Source organism: Jeotgalibacillus marinus, assembly GCF_040801915.1.
Taxonomy (GTDB): Bacteria; Bacillota; Bacilli; order Bacillales; family Jeotgalibacillaceae; genus Jeotgalibacillus; species Jeotgalibacillus marinus.
The window spans coordinates 257,216-272,233 of record NZ_JBFMIA010000002.1 but is presented as its reverse complement, the minus strand read 5'-3'; the positions used below and the strand labels follow the sequence as shown (position 1 = coordinate 272,233).

The 15,018-nt window shown below is 37.1% G+C and carries 17 protein-coding genes; 11 read left to right on the top strand and 6 right to left on the bottom strand.

Going from position 1 to position 15,018, the window contains the following annotated elements; genetic code table 11:
* Nucleotides 1–84 precede the first annotated feature (84 nt).
* The 3 genes from AB1471_RS04330 (at nucleotide 85) to AB1471_RS04320 (ending at nucleotide 3,248) form a co-directional block, all read left to right on the top strand.
* Nucleotides 85–696, top strand: a complete 612-nt coding sequence (locus tag AB1471_RS04330) for a TetR/AcrR family transcriptional regulator (protein ID WP_367778368.1) — start codon at nucleotides 85–87, stop codon at nucleotides 694–696.
* Between the two features lie 160 nt (nucleotides 697–856).
* Nucleotides 857–1,987 (top strand): MFS transporter, encoded by a 1,131-nt coding sequence (locus AB1471_RS04325; RefSeq protein ID WP_367778367.1) that lies wholly within the window; start codon nucleotides 857–859, stop codon nucleotides 1,985–1,987.
* A gap of 235 nt (nucleotides 1,988–2,222) precedes the next feature.
* A complete protein-coding gene (locus AB1471_RS04320; RefSeq protein WP_367778366.1) occupies nucleotides 2,223–3,248 on the top strand; it encodes a serine hydrolase domain-containing protein in 1,026 nt (341 codons plus the stop codon).
* A 146-nt stretch (nucleotides 3,249–3,394) separates the two neighbouring features.
* On the opposite strand, the gene AB1471_RS04315 is transcribed toward AB1471_RS04320, so the two are convergent.
* Nucleotides 3,395–3,901, bottom strand: a complete 507-nt coding sequence (locus AB1471_RS04315; RefSeq protein WP_367778365.1) for a hypothetical protein — start codon at nucleotides 3,899–3,901, stop codon at nucleotides 3,395–3,397.
* Nucleotides 3,902–4,294: 393 nt separating this feature from the next.
* On the opposite strand from AB1471_RS04315, the gene pxpB reads away from it, so the two are divergent.
* The 4 genes from pxpB to AB1471_RS04295 are packed head-to-tail and all read left to right on the top strand — an operon-like array spanning nucleotide 4,295 to nucleotide 7,987.
* Nucleotides 4,295–4,999, top strand: coding sequence for a 5-oxoprolinase subunit PxpB (pxpB, locus tag AB1471_RS04310; protein ID WP_367778364.1), 705 nt, complete (start codon nucleotides 4,295–4,297; stop codon nucleotides 4,997–4,999).
* Entirely contained in the window at nucleotides 4,996–5,988 is a 993-nt protein-coding gene (locus AB1471_RS04305; RefSeq protein WP_367778363.1) for a 5-oxoprolinase subunit C family protein, read from the top strand. The genes pxpB and AB1471_RS04305 overlap by 4 nt, the downstream gene beginning before the upstream one ends.
* A 20-nt stretch (nucleotides 5,989–6,008) precedes the next feature.
* Nucleotides 6,009–6,770, top strand: coding sequence for a 5-oxoprolinase subunit PxpA (locus AB1471_RS04300; RefSeq protein ID WP_367778675.1), 762 nt, complete (start codon nucleotides 6,009–6,011; stop codon nucleotides 6,768–6,770).
* A gap of 29 nt (nucleotides 6,771–6,799) precedes the next feature.
* The gene (locus AB1471_RS04295) at nucleotides 6,800–7,987 is read left to right on the top strand and encodes an NRAMP family divalent metal transporter (RefSeq protein WP_367778362.1); all 1,188 of its coding nucleotides are present in this window, start codon (nucleotides 6,800–6,802) and stop codon (nucleotides 7,985–7,987) included.
* Nucleotides 7,988–8,090: 103 nt separating this feature from the next.
* Here AB1471_RS04295 and AB1471_RS04290 read toward each other — a convergent pair whose 3' ends face one another.
* From AB1471_RS04290 to AB1471_RS04270, 5 genes are all read right to left on the bottom strand, one after another.
* Nucleotides 8,091–8,441 carry a DoxX family protein gene (locus AB1471_RS04290; protein ID WP_367778361.1) on the bottom strand — a complete coding sequence of 117 codons (351 nt, stop codon included), beginning with the start codon at nucleotides 8,439–8,441 and terminating at the stop codon, nucleotides 8,091–8,093.
* 23 nt (nucleotides 8,442–8,464) lie between these two features.
* Nucleotides 8,465–8,914, bottom strand: a complete 450-nt coding sequence (locus tag AB1471_RS04285) for a MarR family winged helix-turn-helix transcriptional regulator (protein ID WP_367778360.1) — start codon at nucleotides 8,912–8,914, stop codon at nucleotides 8,465–8,467.
* 264 nt (nucleotides 8,915–9,178) lie between these two features.
* Nucleotides 9,179–9,535 carry a DoxX family protein gene (locus AB1471_RS04280; RefSeq protein ID WP_367778359.1) on the bottom strand — a complete coding sequence of 119 codons (357 nt, stop codon included), beginning with the start codon at nucleotides 9,533–9,535 and terminating at the stop codon, nucleotides 9,179–9,181.
* A gap of 326 nt (nucleotides 9,536–9,861) precedes the next feature.
* Nucleotides 9,862–10,410, bottom strand: a complete 549-nt coding sequence (locus AB1471_RS04275; RefSeq protein WP_367778358.1) for an isoprenylcysteine carboxyl methyltransferase family protein — start codon at nucleotides 10,408–10,410, stop codon at nucleotides 9,862–9,864.
* Between the two features lies 1 nt (nucleotide 10,411).
* On the bottom strand, nucleotides 10,412–11,503 hold the full coding sequence (locus AB1471_RS04270; protein WP_367778357.1) for a type III polyketide synthase: 1,092 nt from the start codon (nucleotides 11,501–11,503) through the stop codon (nucleotides 10,412–10,414).
* A gap of 172 nt (nucleotides 11,504–11,675) precedes the next feature.
* On the opposite strand from AB1471_RS04270, the gene AB1471_RS04265 reads away from it, so the two are divergent.
* From AB1471_RS04265 to AB1471_RS04250, 4 genes are all read left to right on the top strand, one after another.
* The gene (locus AB1471_RS04265) at nucleotides 11,676–11,852 is read left to right on the top strand and encodes a hypothetical protein (protein WP_367778356.1); all 177 of its coding nucleotides are present in this window, start codon (nucleotides 11,676–11,678) and stop codon (nucleotides 11,850–11,852) included.
* 745 nt (nucleotides 11,853–12,597) lie between these two features.
* Complete coding sequence (locus tag AB1471_RS04260) at nucleotides 12,598–13,251, top strand: ABC transporter permease (RefSeq protein ID WP_367778355.1); 654 nt, start codon at nucleotides 12,598–12,600, stop codon at nucleotides 13,249–13,251.
* A gap of 18 nt (nucleotides 13,252–13,269) precedes the next feature.
* A complete protein-coding gene (locus AB1471_RS04255) occupies nucleotides 13,270–14,262 on the top strand; it encodes an ABC transporter ATP-binding protein (RefSeq protein WP_367778354.1) in 993 nt (330 codons plus the stop codon).
* A gap of 4 nt (nucleotides 14,263–14,266) precedes the next feature.
* Complete coding sequence (locus tag AB1471_RS04250; protein ID WP_367778353.1) at nucleotides 14,267–15,004, top strand: ABC transporter permease; 738 nt, start codon at nucleotides 14,267–14,269, stop codon at nucleotides 15,002–15,004.
* Nucleotides 15,005–15,018: the final 14 nt, after the last annotated feature.

Sequence of the window (15,018 nt, the reverse complement as noted above, 5' to 3'; positions counted from 1 at the left end):
ATGTAAAAATATGTTGACTGTGCCTGAAAATGGTGTTATTTTTTGATTGAGTAATCAATCAAAAAATAAAGATGGGAGAAAAGAATGCCAAAGACAGTAGAGCAGAATAAAAAATTAAAAGAAGAGAAAAAAAAACTGATATTAAAAGAAGCTATAAAGTTATTCTCACAGAATGGATATTCGAATACGACAATTGAAAAAGTAGCAAAAGCAGCTGGAGTAAGCTTTGGAAGTGTATTTTCATATTTTAAAAATAAAGAATCACTATTTAACGCTGCTGTTTTAGACCCGTTGTCTGATAGTAAAAAATATTTAATGTGTATTGATGATTTTGAGGGAACACCTTTAGAAAGAGTTAATCAAGCAATTGATAAACATATTTATTACTTTTCTAGGAACGGTGAGTATTTACGCTTGCTCCAATTTGTATTAGCTCAGCCAAATCGTTATCCGGCTTTAATTTTAGAACTAGACTGCTTTCTAATGGACTTTCAAACATCTTTAGTTAAAGTAATTAAAGAAGGACAACAAACAAAAGAACTTTATACTACTAACCCTGAATGGATCGCTTTGTCATATTTTAGTTTTTTAAATGGTGCTCGTTTAACATTAACGGTTGAACCAGATCACGACATATGGAAACTGTATAAGATGCAAGCATTAAGATTATTTGCTCCTTTGCAAGAAGATATGTAGTTGAGGGGCTAAATGTTTAAAAGTTAATAGTTGCGAGAAAGGTTACTAAAGTGTTTTTTGTAGCACTATAAGGCTTTTCTTTGTGATTAATTATTTGAATAATCACTCTATATTTTAGATTAAAATTTTATATAAGGATAAAAAAGAAAAGAGGGGTGTCTTGAAAAGAATATTGTACATAGTTTTTATGTTTAATTTTTTGTTTATGTCATTGACTTCTATTCTTCCCTTACTGGTCTTTTCTCTTTCAAACTCTTCGGCTTCTTCAGGTTATGTAATGGCAACGTTTATGCTCGCACTGATTACAGTAAGGGTGTATTTGTTTTACAAGTATATACCACTTAAATTTTTAAGTAGAGTCGGTATTATTTCGTACTGTTTAGGTTTTTTAGTACTCGTCATGTTTTCTGAAACAATGCTTTCTTTTTATATTGGTGCGGTCTTCCTAGGTATGGGTGTTGGTATAGTAGTCCCCATTTTATTAACATTACTAACAAAATCAGCTACAAACAGAAACGGAATGATTAACTATCATAATATTCTTCTGGCTCTTGCCTCCTCTACAGGTCCGTTTATAGGAATGTATTTATTTGATAATCTAGCAAGGCAACAATTATATCAAATACTACTTTATATGGGACTTTCTATGGTATTAGTAAGTCTCTTTTTAGGTAAAGACCCTAAACAAGAAAACACTTCGATGAGAGGGTTAAATTTAAAGGCTATTTTTCTTAATAAAAATTATTCTGTTAATTTCTTCGTTTTTTTTATTACTTCTATTAATTACGGGTGTATAATTGCATATTTACCAATTTTATTAGGAATACGGGAAATGAGGATTGACTTCTTTTATTCTATATTTTGGTTATGTTTCGCATTAGCACAGATCTATACTTCTAAGCTTGCAAAACGTGTGAATGAGAAAAAGCTAATGTATCTTTTTCTCCTCGTTTTAACGATATGCACAGCTACTCTTGCTATTGTTGGTGAATATAAATTTCTCATACCAATCGGAGGATTGTTTGGGTTTTGTTACGGGGCATTGACAAACTTATTTTACAATAACATAGCCTTGATTGATGAAGAAAAGTATAAGACGGATGCTTTCTCTATTTTTGGATTAATGTCTTATCTAGGAGTCGGTGTAGCTTCCTTCTCATTAAGCCCTATCGCAGAATACTCCTTGTCACTGACATTTTTGTTAGCAGCTCTGTTTACATTGATCATCGTATGTATGTTTATTATTTTCAATACGATTTCAAATAATAAAAGACAACGACAGAGAGCGTAAAATATCTTACGTGTTGTAACGATACGATACAATTCAAGATGTTGGGGGCGTTCCTTTTTCAATGTACTAAAAAGTCAGTTACATTTAAAATTTACTTATAGAAAAAAGGTTTTTTATATTGGTTTGAAGAATTAAAAAATGAATCGATCGATATGAGGGTGGTCCATGCATACCAGTTAAATTACTGGATCTGTATGATTAGGAAATGTCGATAAGTAAAAGGGAGCGATAAATTATGTTAAATAACGTAATGTCTATAAATGATAGGTTAAAAGAGATTAAAAAAGAGGTGAACTTTTCGGGGGTTATTTGCCTAAAAAATGATCATGATACGGCCTTGGAAAGTGCAAGTGGTTATTACAACAGAGCAGATGAACTAACGAATAATATTAACACAAGATTTGGAATAGCGTCAGGGTGTAAATTATTCACATCCATTGGTATTTGCCAACTGGTAGAAAAAGGAGTTATATCATTTGATACAAAACTTAAAGATTGCTTAGATATTGAATGTCCAAATTTTGATGAGGAAATTACTATACATCATCTATTAAGCCATACTTCTGGCATTCCAGATTACTTCGATGAAGATGTTATGGATAATTTTGAAGACCTTTGGAAAGAAAGACCTATGTATCTTTTGAAGAGTCTTAAAGATTTCCTGCCAATGTTCCAAAATAATAAAATGATGTTTAAACCGGGAGAAAGGTTTTATTACAATAATGCAGCATTTATCCTTCTTGGTTTAATTATTGAGCAACAAACAAAAGTATCGTTCACTGATTATATTGAAACAAATATTTTTAAAAGAAGTGGAATGAATCATTCAGGATATTTTTCAATGGATAAACTTCCAAAAAATACAGCGTTAGGTTATATCGGAAATGAAGATGGCTCATGGAGAACTAATACTTATTCCATTCCTGTTAAAGGTGGAGCAGATGGTGGAGCCTATATAACAGCACCTGACATGGTGAAGTTTTGGGAAGCGCTATTTAACTATAAACTTTTGAGTAAAAGAACGGCAGATCTATTATTGACCCCTCATGTACAACAAAAAGATAATGAGTATTATGGATACGGTATATGGATAACCAAAAAAGACGAAAGTATATTTAAGTACCATGTGATGGGATATGATCCCGGTGTAAGCTTTAAGTCATCTGCTTATCCGAATCATGGAATTAAACTTGTGGTAATTTCAAATAAGGGCGGTGGTCCTTATCAAATTACTGAAGAAGTTGAAAAATCTTTGGTGTAGATGAAAAACTAAAACGAAAAGCCGTTAGATCACACACTTTTTTCCGTTTCGATCAATTTGTTAATACTTTTGAAAAAGAAGGTTCTAAAAGCTGAAAAACAACCGATCCCAATTAGAGGACCGGTTGTTTTTATATACTGAAGCGTTCAAAATAAAAACACGAAAAATAAATAAGCAGCAATTGTAACAAAAAATGAGCGGTGAATAATCGTTTCAGAAGAAGCTTCATCTTGAAACCGGATTAAAACGGAAACGACCAATAAATAAAACAGCAAAAGGAAATAACTTAACATTAGGTCAAGGACCCATCTGTACTCGATTCCAAAATTCACAGGTATACTCACGGTTGTGAACACGGCCATCAGCACAATTGCAGATAAAGTAAATACACCTACTAATATCAACGGCATCTTCTTCCACAATTTGTGTGAGAGAAAGGTGCCAGTTTTCTTTTCTTGAAAAAAGGTCAGTAAGTAGAAACAGCCTATGAGAAATATAAAGAAAAGCAAGGAGCTAATGATTGATCCTGGAATAAACAAGATATCGCTATGTAACAGTTGCTGCAATCGTTCTGCAACCTGGCTAAGTGTGAAAAAGACAGCAAGCATAAATAAAAGGATGCCGAGCTGTAAGGTACTCCATTTGGAAAGCATAGCCCTCCCCCCAATCTGTCAATGTATCTCTATCTGTCAATACGATATTTTTTTGAACTAACCACCACTTATCCGACTTTACGGTTTGGATTGAAGTGGTCTCTATCGTGATGAGTTCCACAAGCCACTTTCTTTTAGATAAGTTAATTATACCATTATTCAAGTGAGTTTTGACTGACGTCCACCGAAATTCGTCCTCCACTTAATGCTGGGCTACGCTCTCCACGTATTTGAAGTGGAAGTATTCTTTCGGGAAAAGATAGATAAAAGTTTCACTCATCGGTAAGACAAAAGATAGGAATCTAGACATTGGGTTGATACATTGTTTACAAATACGATACAATGCATCTATGCGAAATTTTCAGAATTATGTCTAAAAAGGAGGGTATCCGTTTGGACTATTCACTCCATCCATTAGGAGATCAAGCCATACTCATTGAGTTTCCCCAAGAAGTAAATGCTTTTGTGCATGCGGATGTACAGAAGGTGAAAAGGCTACTTGAGCAGCAAGTAGCAGACTGGTTAGTCGAGATCGTACCTGCATTCGCATCTGTTGCAGTTCATTACGATATTCGTAAACTTATACAGCACCCTTTGCCATATGATTATGTGGCTAAACAGATCGCTTCAATACTTGAGCAAAATGAAAAAACGGAAAAGCCTAAGTCTCGGATGATCGACATCCCCGTTTTTTATGGTGGGGAACTGGGACCTGATTTAGAAGAGGTTGCCAAACAGAACGATGTCACACCTAAACAAGTAATTGATTTACATATGGCTGCAAATTATACCGTGTATATGCTCGGTTTTGCTCCTGGATTTCCATTTATAGGTGGATTGAACGACAAAATTTCCACACCTAGAAAATCAAAGCCAAGGCTGAAAATTCCGCCAGGTTCAGTAGGCATCGCAGGGAAACAGACGGGTGTTTATCCCATTGCAACGCCAGGTGGGTGGCAAATCATTGGTCAAACACCTGAACCTTTATTCCGACCGGATAATGAAGCGGAGCCTACACTGTTGCAAGCAGGTGACACGGTCCGATTCTATGCGATTTCAGAAGAGGAATTCCGTGAGCGAAAGGAGAGAAACACATGATTCGAGTAAAAGAACCAGGTCTTCTCTCAACCGTTCAGGATGAAGGACGTCATGGCTTTCAACAATTTGGCGTCATCACAAGTGGTGTAATGGATCCTTTTGCCTTGCGCATTGCTAATCTTCTTGTCGGAAATGATGAAAAAGAAGCAGCGATTGAAGTAACGTTGACGGGACCAACGATAGAATTTGAAGAAGACGCACTTATTGCAATTTGTGGTGCAGATTTCTCGGCTGTACTTGACGAAGAACCTTTGCCTCTTTGGCGTCCTGTTGTCGTGAAAAAAGGTAGCACATTACATATGAAATTTAGTAAAACAGGATGTAGAGCGATTATCGCAATGGGTGGGGGACTTGACCTGCCTTTCATAATGAATAGCAAATCTACATACGTACGTGCTGGAATTGGCGGGTTTGATGGACGGGCATTTGATAAAGGAGATGTGATTAACGGAAAGCCTTTGTCAAAAACATCTTCTCAAATCGTTCGTTCTTTAACGAAAAAGACTAGGAAAGCGCTAACGGCAAAGTGGTCGATCTCCTCTGTCTATTTAGCTGAACTTTACAATCGAAAGACGATTCGCGTAATCAAAGGAAGACAATATGATGATTTTTCTGCTGAAAGCCAACAAGATTTTTGGAATGAGCAGTACAAGTTATCTTCTCAATCTGATCGAATGGGTTTTCGGTTAAATGGTCCAAACTTGGAACGAATCGTATCAGAAGACTTGTTATCTGAAGCTGTAGCATTCGGTACGATACAAGTTCCATCAGATGGTCAACCAATCATTTTACTTGCAGATCGTCAAACTATAGGTGGCTATCCGAAAATGGGACAAGTGGCATCTGTGGATTTACCCGCTTTAGCCCAAAAAAAACCAGGAGAAACGATGCAATTTCAAGAAGTTTCTCATCAAGAGGCTCAACGACTGCTTTTAAAAAGGGAACAGGATATTCGTGAATTAAAATGGATTATTGATAAAAAAAATTAAGGTTGAAGGGAAGAATGAACATGCTACGAGTTGATTTAAACTGTGATATGGGTGAAAGCTTTGGAGCATATAAAATGGGAAACGATGAAGACATTTTAAATTATGTTACCTCTGCGAATATCGCATGTGGTTTCCATGCTGGAGACCCATCAACGATGAAGAAAACGGTTAATCTTGCTTTAGAAAAAGGGGTAGGAATAGGTGCACATCCTGGGTTCAATGATGTTGTTGGATTTGGTAGAAGGAATATAGCCATGACACCAGAAGAAGTCTATGACCTCGTTGTGTATCAAATTGGGGCATTAAATGGTTTTGTAAAAGCTTCAGGCGCAACACTTCAACACGTAAAGCCTCACGGTGCCTTGTACAACATGGCTGCGCGTGATCGTAATCTAGCAAAAGCGATTGCGAAAGCTGTCTATGATGTGGATTCAACTCTTGTGCTATTTGGACTTTCAGGTGGAGAGCTTATCTTGGCGGGAGAGCAAGCAGGATTAAAAACGGCCAGTGAAGTTTTTTCTGATCGCACCTATCAAGTAACAGGTGAACTGACTTCTAGAACAGAAGCAAATGCATTGATTGAAGATGACAATCAAGCTGTCGAGCAAGTTGTTCGCATGATCAAAGAACAAAAAGTACAAGCTACAACAGGTGTCGATGTAGCTATTAAAGCGGATACGATTTGTATTCATGGCGACGGCGCGCATGCGTTAACCTTTGCAAAACAAATCAATGAAACATTAAAAGCAGAAGGTATTGAATTGACGGGAATTGGTAAATAATTAGCTTTTGTTGAAATGGGGAAAATAGCATGAAGCAATCGAATCGTAGTATCCTGCTTGGCGCAGCCTTTTTGATGGCGACGTCTGCGATCGGACCGGGATTTTTAACACAAACAACAACGTTCACTCAAACGCTCGCAGCAAGTTTTGGGTTCGTCATATTAATATCTATTATTATTGATATTGGGGCTCAGTTGAACATTTGGCGTATCATCGCCATTTCTGAAAAACGAACACAGGATATTGCCAATGATGTATTGCCTGGGTTAGGTTATGTTCTTGCAATATTAATCGTCATGGGAGGACTTGCGTTTAATATCGGAAACATCGGGGGAGCGGGTCTAGGAACCAATGTGTTATTTGGCGTTTCTCCTGAATTGGGTGCGTTATTTAGCGGACTTGTTGCGGTTGGAATCTTTTTAGTGAAAGAAGCGGGGCGCCTGATGGACCGTTTCACACAAATACTCGGCTTTCTTATGATTGGTTTGACGATTTTTGTCATGTTCCAGTCGCAACCACCGATTGGTGAAGCTGTGACGCGTACCTTCATTCCTGAAACGATTGATTTTTTTGCCATCGTTACACTTGTTGGTGGAACGGTAGGTGGTTACATTACCTTTGCTGGTGGTCATCGTTTACTTGATGCTGGGTTGAAAGGGAGAGAAAATATAAGAGAAGTGACGAAAGCTTCGGTTTCTGCCATCGGAATTGCTTCGATTATGAGAATTTTCTTGTTCCTTGCAACGTTTGGTATTGTGGCACAAGGTTTACAAATTGATCCGAGCAACCCCCCTGCTTCAGTATTCCAGCTTGCAGCAGGTAATATAGGCTATAAAATCTTTGGAGTCGTGATGTGGGCAGCTGCTGTAACGTCCGTTGTAGGTGCAGCCTATACGTCTGTTTCCTTTATTAAAACGTTTAGTCCAATCTTGGAGAAATATGAAAAGCTAGTCATTGTCAGCTTTATTGTCATTTCAACGACGGTTTTTGTGATTGTAGGACAACCCGTAACGATTTTAATTCTTGTTGGTTCAGTCAACGGACTCATCCTGCCATTGGCACTAGGCATTATGCTTATTGCAGCACATAAAACAAAAATTGTTGGAGATTACAAACACCCAATGTGGATGACTATTTTCGGTGTAATCATTGTCGTGATGATGTCGTATATGGGTATCCATACACTTATCAATGGGATTCCTCAGTTACTTTCATAAGAATATTTAAATACGCCTGATTGAACAATAAAAAAGACATACAGTTCAGAGCTGTATGTCTTGAATTTTTTATTTGAATACCTTTTCTTTTGTGTGAAAAATGTTATTTTATCTTTCCAATAAAAACAACAATTCCTAAAACGAAGAGGACCAATGAACGCATTGCTTCTTCAAAACCTTGCCCCGCATTAAAATGCGAATATGCTGCACCGCCCATGAGTAACACTAATCCTCCAGAAGCAAGTAAAGCAATCTTCGACTTCCAAAATCCAATCAGTAGTCCAAGGGCTCCTAAAATTTCACATACACCTACAAAGTACATGAATGATTTAGAATAATCGAAAGTTTCCGTAAACAGTTCTACTTGATCTACATTACCAGTTAGCTTCATTATACCGGCCATAACAAATGCAACTATAAGGAGAGCTTGAAGAATACGAACAACCCACTTCATAAAAAGCATTCTCCTTTCTTTACTTATTTTAATTCTTTAGCACCAAGCCCAATTTTCTTTAGTAAATGAATCAATTGTTGTTTCTCCTCTTTATTGATAAACGATAAATTTTGAGATATCGTTTCAACATGTTTTGGAAAAATCTCGTCAAATAGCATTTTTCCTTTTTCAGCAAGGACCACATTTGAGGTTCTTCGATCCGTTGGTGTAGGTTGTCTTTTTACTAATTCTTTTTTTTCAAGTTTATCTACTACGTACGTGATGCTTCCACTTGGGATAGAAAAAATTTCACTAATTTTTTGGACTGGATGGGGACCTTTACTATATAAAAGTTCTAGAATCATAAAATGATCACGACTAATTCCACAACGGTCAATATCTGCTGTAAGGTTATCAAATACGGTTTTGGAAGCCTTCGACCAGACACGAAATAGTCTTAAATCAAGATGGCTTTGTTCATCTCCTAGATACATAAACGTATCCTCCTTTCAAATAACCACTATAACATTTATCTTGGTTTGCGGTACAAAGGAGGATCGTTAACTTCAGTAGTATCACCTTATCTTTCCTGTGCACCAGTATTATATGCTCTTGGAAGATCCTCATGCGTAAACGTTGAATAGATTAGTCCTCGTTTAAATATGGTTAAAGACAGGTGAGGAGTTCTTCATTTAGTCCTCCGATTTTACGCTTCGAGTCTTCATTTGTAATCTATTACTTTTTTAAAATTCCATCTCTCACACCAATAGGGAACTCCAATTCAAAACGACAACGATCAATCCCAAGATTAATAAAATAATGGGCATCATTGCTTTTGATACAGGATCCTTTACACGTAGGTGGGTAAGAATGGCTCCGACCATCGTGAAAGATATTAACAAACCGCCTATAACTGCAAATGTAGTATTCCAAATACCGGCGATTATAAAAGCAGCCCCGATGATTTCAACCAAACCTGTTACAACCCGAAACCATTGTGGCAAGCGAAAACGATTGAATTCATCTACCATTTGCTTTGCGCCGAATTTCATTAGACCGAACATCAGGAATCCTAATCCTAAAATACTTTGAATAACAATTGATAAAACATTCATTGTTACTTCCTCCTTATATTATCCTATTATTAGATATCCTAACCTTAGGGTGATTATATCCTAACATTAGGATATGTTTGTGTCAATAAAAAATGCACCCCAATTTTATAAATAATTGAGATGCCGGATCGTTTGCGAAAGGTTTCCTTTTTTAGTTTCCATCGTAACCTCAGCGGTGTACAACGGATTATTTGAGGAATGATGATACGGTTGTTGTGTTTAAACTTGATCGACTAGCATAGAGGACAAAGCAGTTAATTGATCTTTTGGAAGTATCGAACGAACGTGGTATTCCATTTCAATCAACATCAACAGCGTAATTTCCATCAAATCCTACTATCCTTTTTAGCATGTAAAAAAATTTCATTATAATTGGTTACTTTCATTAAAGCCTTCTCTTCCTCAGGGATTCTCACAGATAACATAGCTACATTTAATAGTGAAAAAACGATTGCTGTAAAATATGCTTGGAAAAGTAGGGGGAGTAGAAGGATTTCCATAGTGACGATTAAGTAATTAGGGTGTCTGATGAATTTGTAAGGTCCTTTTTTGACTACCTCTGCCCGTGGAAGTACGAGGATTTTTGTATTCCAAAACCGTCCAAGAGACAGTAAACACCAAATGCGGGCTGCTTGTGTGAGTAAAAACAAGGTAATTAGCGACTGCCACGAAGGTGAAATGGCTCGGTCAAACAATATGACCTCAACCAGTAAACTTAGAAAAAAGCTCGCATGAAGTGCAATCATGAAGGGGTAGTGACTTGAACCAGCTTCAACAGCACCTTTATCTAGCATCCATTTTTCGTTTCTTTTAGCAATCCATAGTTCGATAAGTCTTTGCACACAAACCATCGCGATAATGAATAAAAATAGCATATTATCCTCCTTGATTTTTCCATTCTATTAATAGAAGTTCTCCACTGAAACCAGGTCCAAGAGCAGCCATTAACCCAGTGTCTCCACTAGAACATGGATTTTTCATAAAATGCTCGAGAACATATAAAATGGTAGGAGATGACATGTTCCCATTTTCCTCTAAAATTGCTCTGGATCCATCTGTTTTAGATCGATCGAAGGCGAGTGTCTCTTCATAGGCTTCTAGCACTTTTTTGCCTCCAGGATGTGCAACAAAATGGGTGATATCCTGTGCAGACTTGTTATGGGTGGATAGAAACTGCTGAACAAAAGGCCCAAGCCAACCTCGTATAATCGTAGGAATGTTTTTAGAAAAGACAACATGAAGCCCGTTGTTTTTCATGTCCCATCCCATGATATTTTCCGAGTCAGGCATCCATTTTGAAGCGGTGGCAATTATGGATGGAATCGCTTTTTGAATTGGAATGTCAACATCATCCCCACATACTAATGCACAAGCTACACCGTCAGAAAAGAGGGACGCTCCTATTAAGTTGCTTTTTGAATGGTCTTCACGTTGAAACGTCAGACTGCACAATTCAACACATACTAGCAGTACTTTTTCTTTTGGGTGTGCAAGGCAGTAGTCAAAAGCACGGCTTAAACCACTTGCACCGCCCGCACAGCCAAGTCCCCAAATCGGCACTCGTTTTAACTCGTCATTAAATGGAAGACGATTCATGATTCTCGCGTCTATACTTGGTGTTGAGAAACCCGAACTGGAAACAAAAATGATGGCATCAATTGAAGAGGGATCAATATTTTCTAATAAAAATATTTTATTTTGTAAGCATTTTTTTATGGCCTCAACTCCGTAAGTAGTGGCAAGCTCTATGTATAAATGATTACGTTCTTCTAGTGTATGTGGTTGACCGAACCATTCGATTGGGACACAAAAGTGTCGTTTTATAATTTCCCCGTTTTCAAATACTTTTAACAATCGTTCAATGTCTTCGTAGTTCTCCTGAAATAATTCTCTCGTTAAGCGCACCGCATTTTGTTGTGTAATCACATACGGGGGCTGATATGTACTGATAGAGAGGATCTTTGGCATAACTATATCCACCAGCTTTCAAATTTTTAGACTGATTCTTATTTTTCCCTAGCGGTTGTTTTCCATACTTAAAGACATCTTGTAAACGATGGAAACTCATTGTTTTTTAATAATTTTCCATACATACATTCATCTTAAAAAGGTTAAATTAATCTTCTGGAGGCGATAGACAATGAAAAACAAACAACCAAATCACAAAAATGGTAACCAAGCCAAGGGTCAACGAATGCAAGCTACTGAATCGAATAACCAAAAGTATGGTACTGAATTTGGAGCTGAAACAAACCCAGCTCAATCAAATGCTGAGCGTGCAAGACAGCGTAATCAACAAAAACGAAATAATCAATAATATTAGCAAAAAAACCAAAAAACCTTCTAAATTTGGAAGGTTTTTTGGTTTTTAAATGTAATGTGAGAGCAGCGGTAGCGGGTATATGCTCGCTCAAACTGATTTTACTGTTGGTTTTGTTGATCAAAAGCAATTTACAAACGTTGATTTTAATAGAAAGAAAAAGAACACGTTTTGAAAAAAGATTGATCAAAATGGGTGCTTTTATAGTTAATTTTTATAAAAAAGTTTGATCAAAAGTATAATTTCCAAAGGGGTAAAACGGTTAAACTTTATTAAATAAAGTTTTAGGTAATCAGGGTGTTGGTATCTTGTTTGATATGGACTCTCAAGATAATAAAGTCCTCTTCAATCGAGCATTCTTTAATTTTACCTTTGACATTCAAGATGATGACAATAATTTTTTCCAAGGAAACAAGTGTGGAACGTCATCAGGGGTTAATGTAGATTGCCCGAATTAAGAGCTTAAAAGGGCTCTTTTTTTATTTTGTACCTCCTTTTACGACCGTTACGCTTATTTAGTGAAAAACCAACCACCCTGTGCATTCCTGAAACAAAAACATTCCAATATCACCCTTCTTTTTTAAATTCAATAAATATTATGTAAACTGTGATACACTTTAAGTGGTTAAGAGATAGAGTTGCTAGATTTTTAAGATCTTATCAGCTCTTTATTTTGGTTATAAGTAATACAGAAAGGTTAGGTTTTACTGGACTTTTCTAACTCTAGAAAGGAGCTATTACATTGGAGGAATGGTTACGATTTCTTGAGGTAAATTCACCTCGTATTTTGGAATTGACGATCGATCATGCTGTACTTGTCACTTTAGCAATTATTGTTGCGCTATTAATCGGTGTCCCACTTGGCATTTATTTGACCACAAACGAATACCTCGCAGGAACAATTCTTCAAGTTGCTTCGATTACGTTAACGATTCCGAGCATAGCACTATTTGGTGTGATGATTCCTATTTTTTCATTGATTAATCAAGGAATTGGTTTCCTGCCGGCTTTTGTCGCGCTTGTACTATATTCTCAGCTTCCGATTATTCGTAATACATATACCGCTATTAAAAACATCAATCCAGAAATGCGTGATGCAGCGATTGGCATGGGTATGAAAACACATCAACGTTTATTACGAGTTGAGATTCCGAATGCGTTACCTGTCATTATGGCTGGTGTACGGACTTCGGTTGTTCTTAATATTGGGATAGCCGTCATAGCAGCGTATATTGGTGCCGGGGGTCTAGGTGTTCTGATTACGCAGGGGATCAGCAGAGGAGACAACTATTTAATCATTAGTGGTTCTCTGGCCGTCGCATTGCTAGCGGTTATTGCAGATGGTATTTTACTGACGATTCAAAAACATTTTACGGCAAAAGGATTAGTGGATTAACTGTAGAGAGGTGAAAAAATGATATCGTTTAATCATGTAACAAAAAAGTACAATGAAAATACAACAGCAGTCAATGATGTTAATTTCACCGTTGAACAAGGAAAAATTGTGGTCTTGCTTGGTCCATCTGGTTGCGGAAAAACAACTCTATTAAGAATGGTCAACCGACTAGAGCCCATTTCAAATGGGGAGATCATTATTGATAACGAAAATTCGATGGATTTAAATGCAATTGAATTAAGAAGAAAGATAGGTTACGTCATTCAAAGTAATGGACTTTTCCCGAATATGACAATAGAAGAAAACGTGATGATTGTTCCTGATCTTCTTGGTTGGAGTAAAAAAGAGAAGCGTGAAAGATTCATTTACTTAATGAAACTAATCGGTCTAGACGCTGAAGACTACCGTAAGCGCTACCCACATGAAATGTCAGGTGGTCAACAGCAGCGTATCGGCGTGGTGCGCGCACTTGCGGCTGATCCTCCTGTTATGTTAATGGATGAACCGTTCGGAGCACTTGATCCAATCATTCGAGAAAAAATTCAAGATGAGTTTTTGGAAATTCAAAAAACAGTGAAAAAAACGATCTTATTTGTTAGTCATGATATCGATGAAGCACTCAAAATGGCTGATAAAATCATGCTCTTACGTGATGGAGAAATCATGCAATTCGATACACCTTCAGAAATGCTAGCACATCCTAAAAACGAGTTCGTGTCTCAATTCTTTGGTAAAGATCGTGCAATTAAGAGCTTAAGCTTGCACACCGTTAAAAATTTACAAGAGGTTATTGGACTAGCTCGAATTGATAAATCAATTAAAAATACAAAAACGATCAATGTACATCAGGATCTACGTAATACTTTGTCTCTGCTTATGAATCAAGAAGCCGATCAAGTGGTCGTAACGAATGACCAAGGTGAGAAAATGGGTTCGATTACGATTGATCTTGTACAAAAGTATCTTCATTTTGAAATAAAAGGGAAATTGTCCGTGTCCCAGAAAGGGTGATTCGGTGAATAGTAAAAAATTAATAGGCAACAGTGTTAGATTTTTAATCTATGCGATGGTGATCTTGTTCTTTATCTGGGCGATTAATAATCAATATTTCACTCCTATTTTTAGTCAATCAAGTACGTTTTTTGTCCTATTAAGGCAGCATGTTGAACTTGTGCTTGTTTCCTCGATATTCGCCATTATTGTTGCAGTGCCAGCAGGTATTCTCATTACTCGCCCAAGGTTCAAGAAAGCAGAATGGGTTGTTACCAATCTCGTTAATTTCGGACAAACGATCCCTAGTCTGGCCGTTCTCGCTCTCATGATCAGCGTTTTGGGCATTGGTTTTCAAACGGCAGTTTTTGCGCTGTTCATTTATTCGATTCTACCCATTTTTCGGAACACTGTGGCCGGTCTTGACACGATTGATAAAAATTTAATCGATGCTGCAAAAGGGATGGGGATGACACCTTATCAGATTTTAATTCTCATCGAACTTCCAAATTCAGCTTATTCGATCCTTGCAGGTATTCGAACGGCTGTCGTATTGAATATAGGTACAGCAGCTCTTGCCTATGTGGTTGGAGCAGGTGGCCTAGGGGTTTGGATTTTTACAGGAATTCAATTATTTGATAATGCATTTTTAATTTCAGGAGCAATTCCTGTGACCTTATTGGCTATTCTGGCTGATTATTTACTTCGTAAGTTAGAATATGTGGTTGTACCAAAAGGATCAAGACGTGTTGCGAAAACGTAGCGATAGAGGATAGG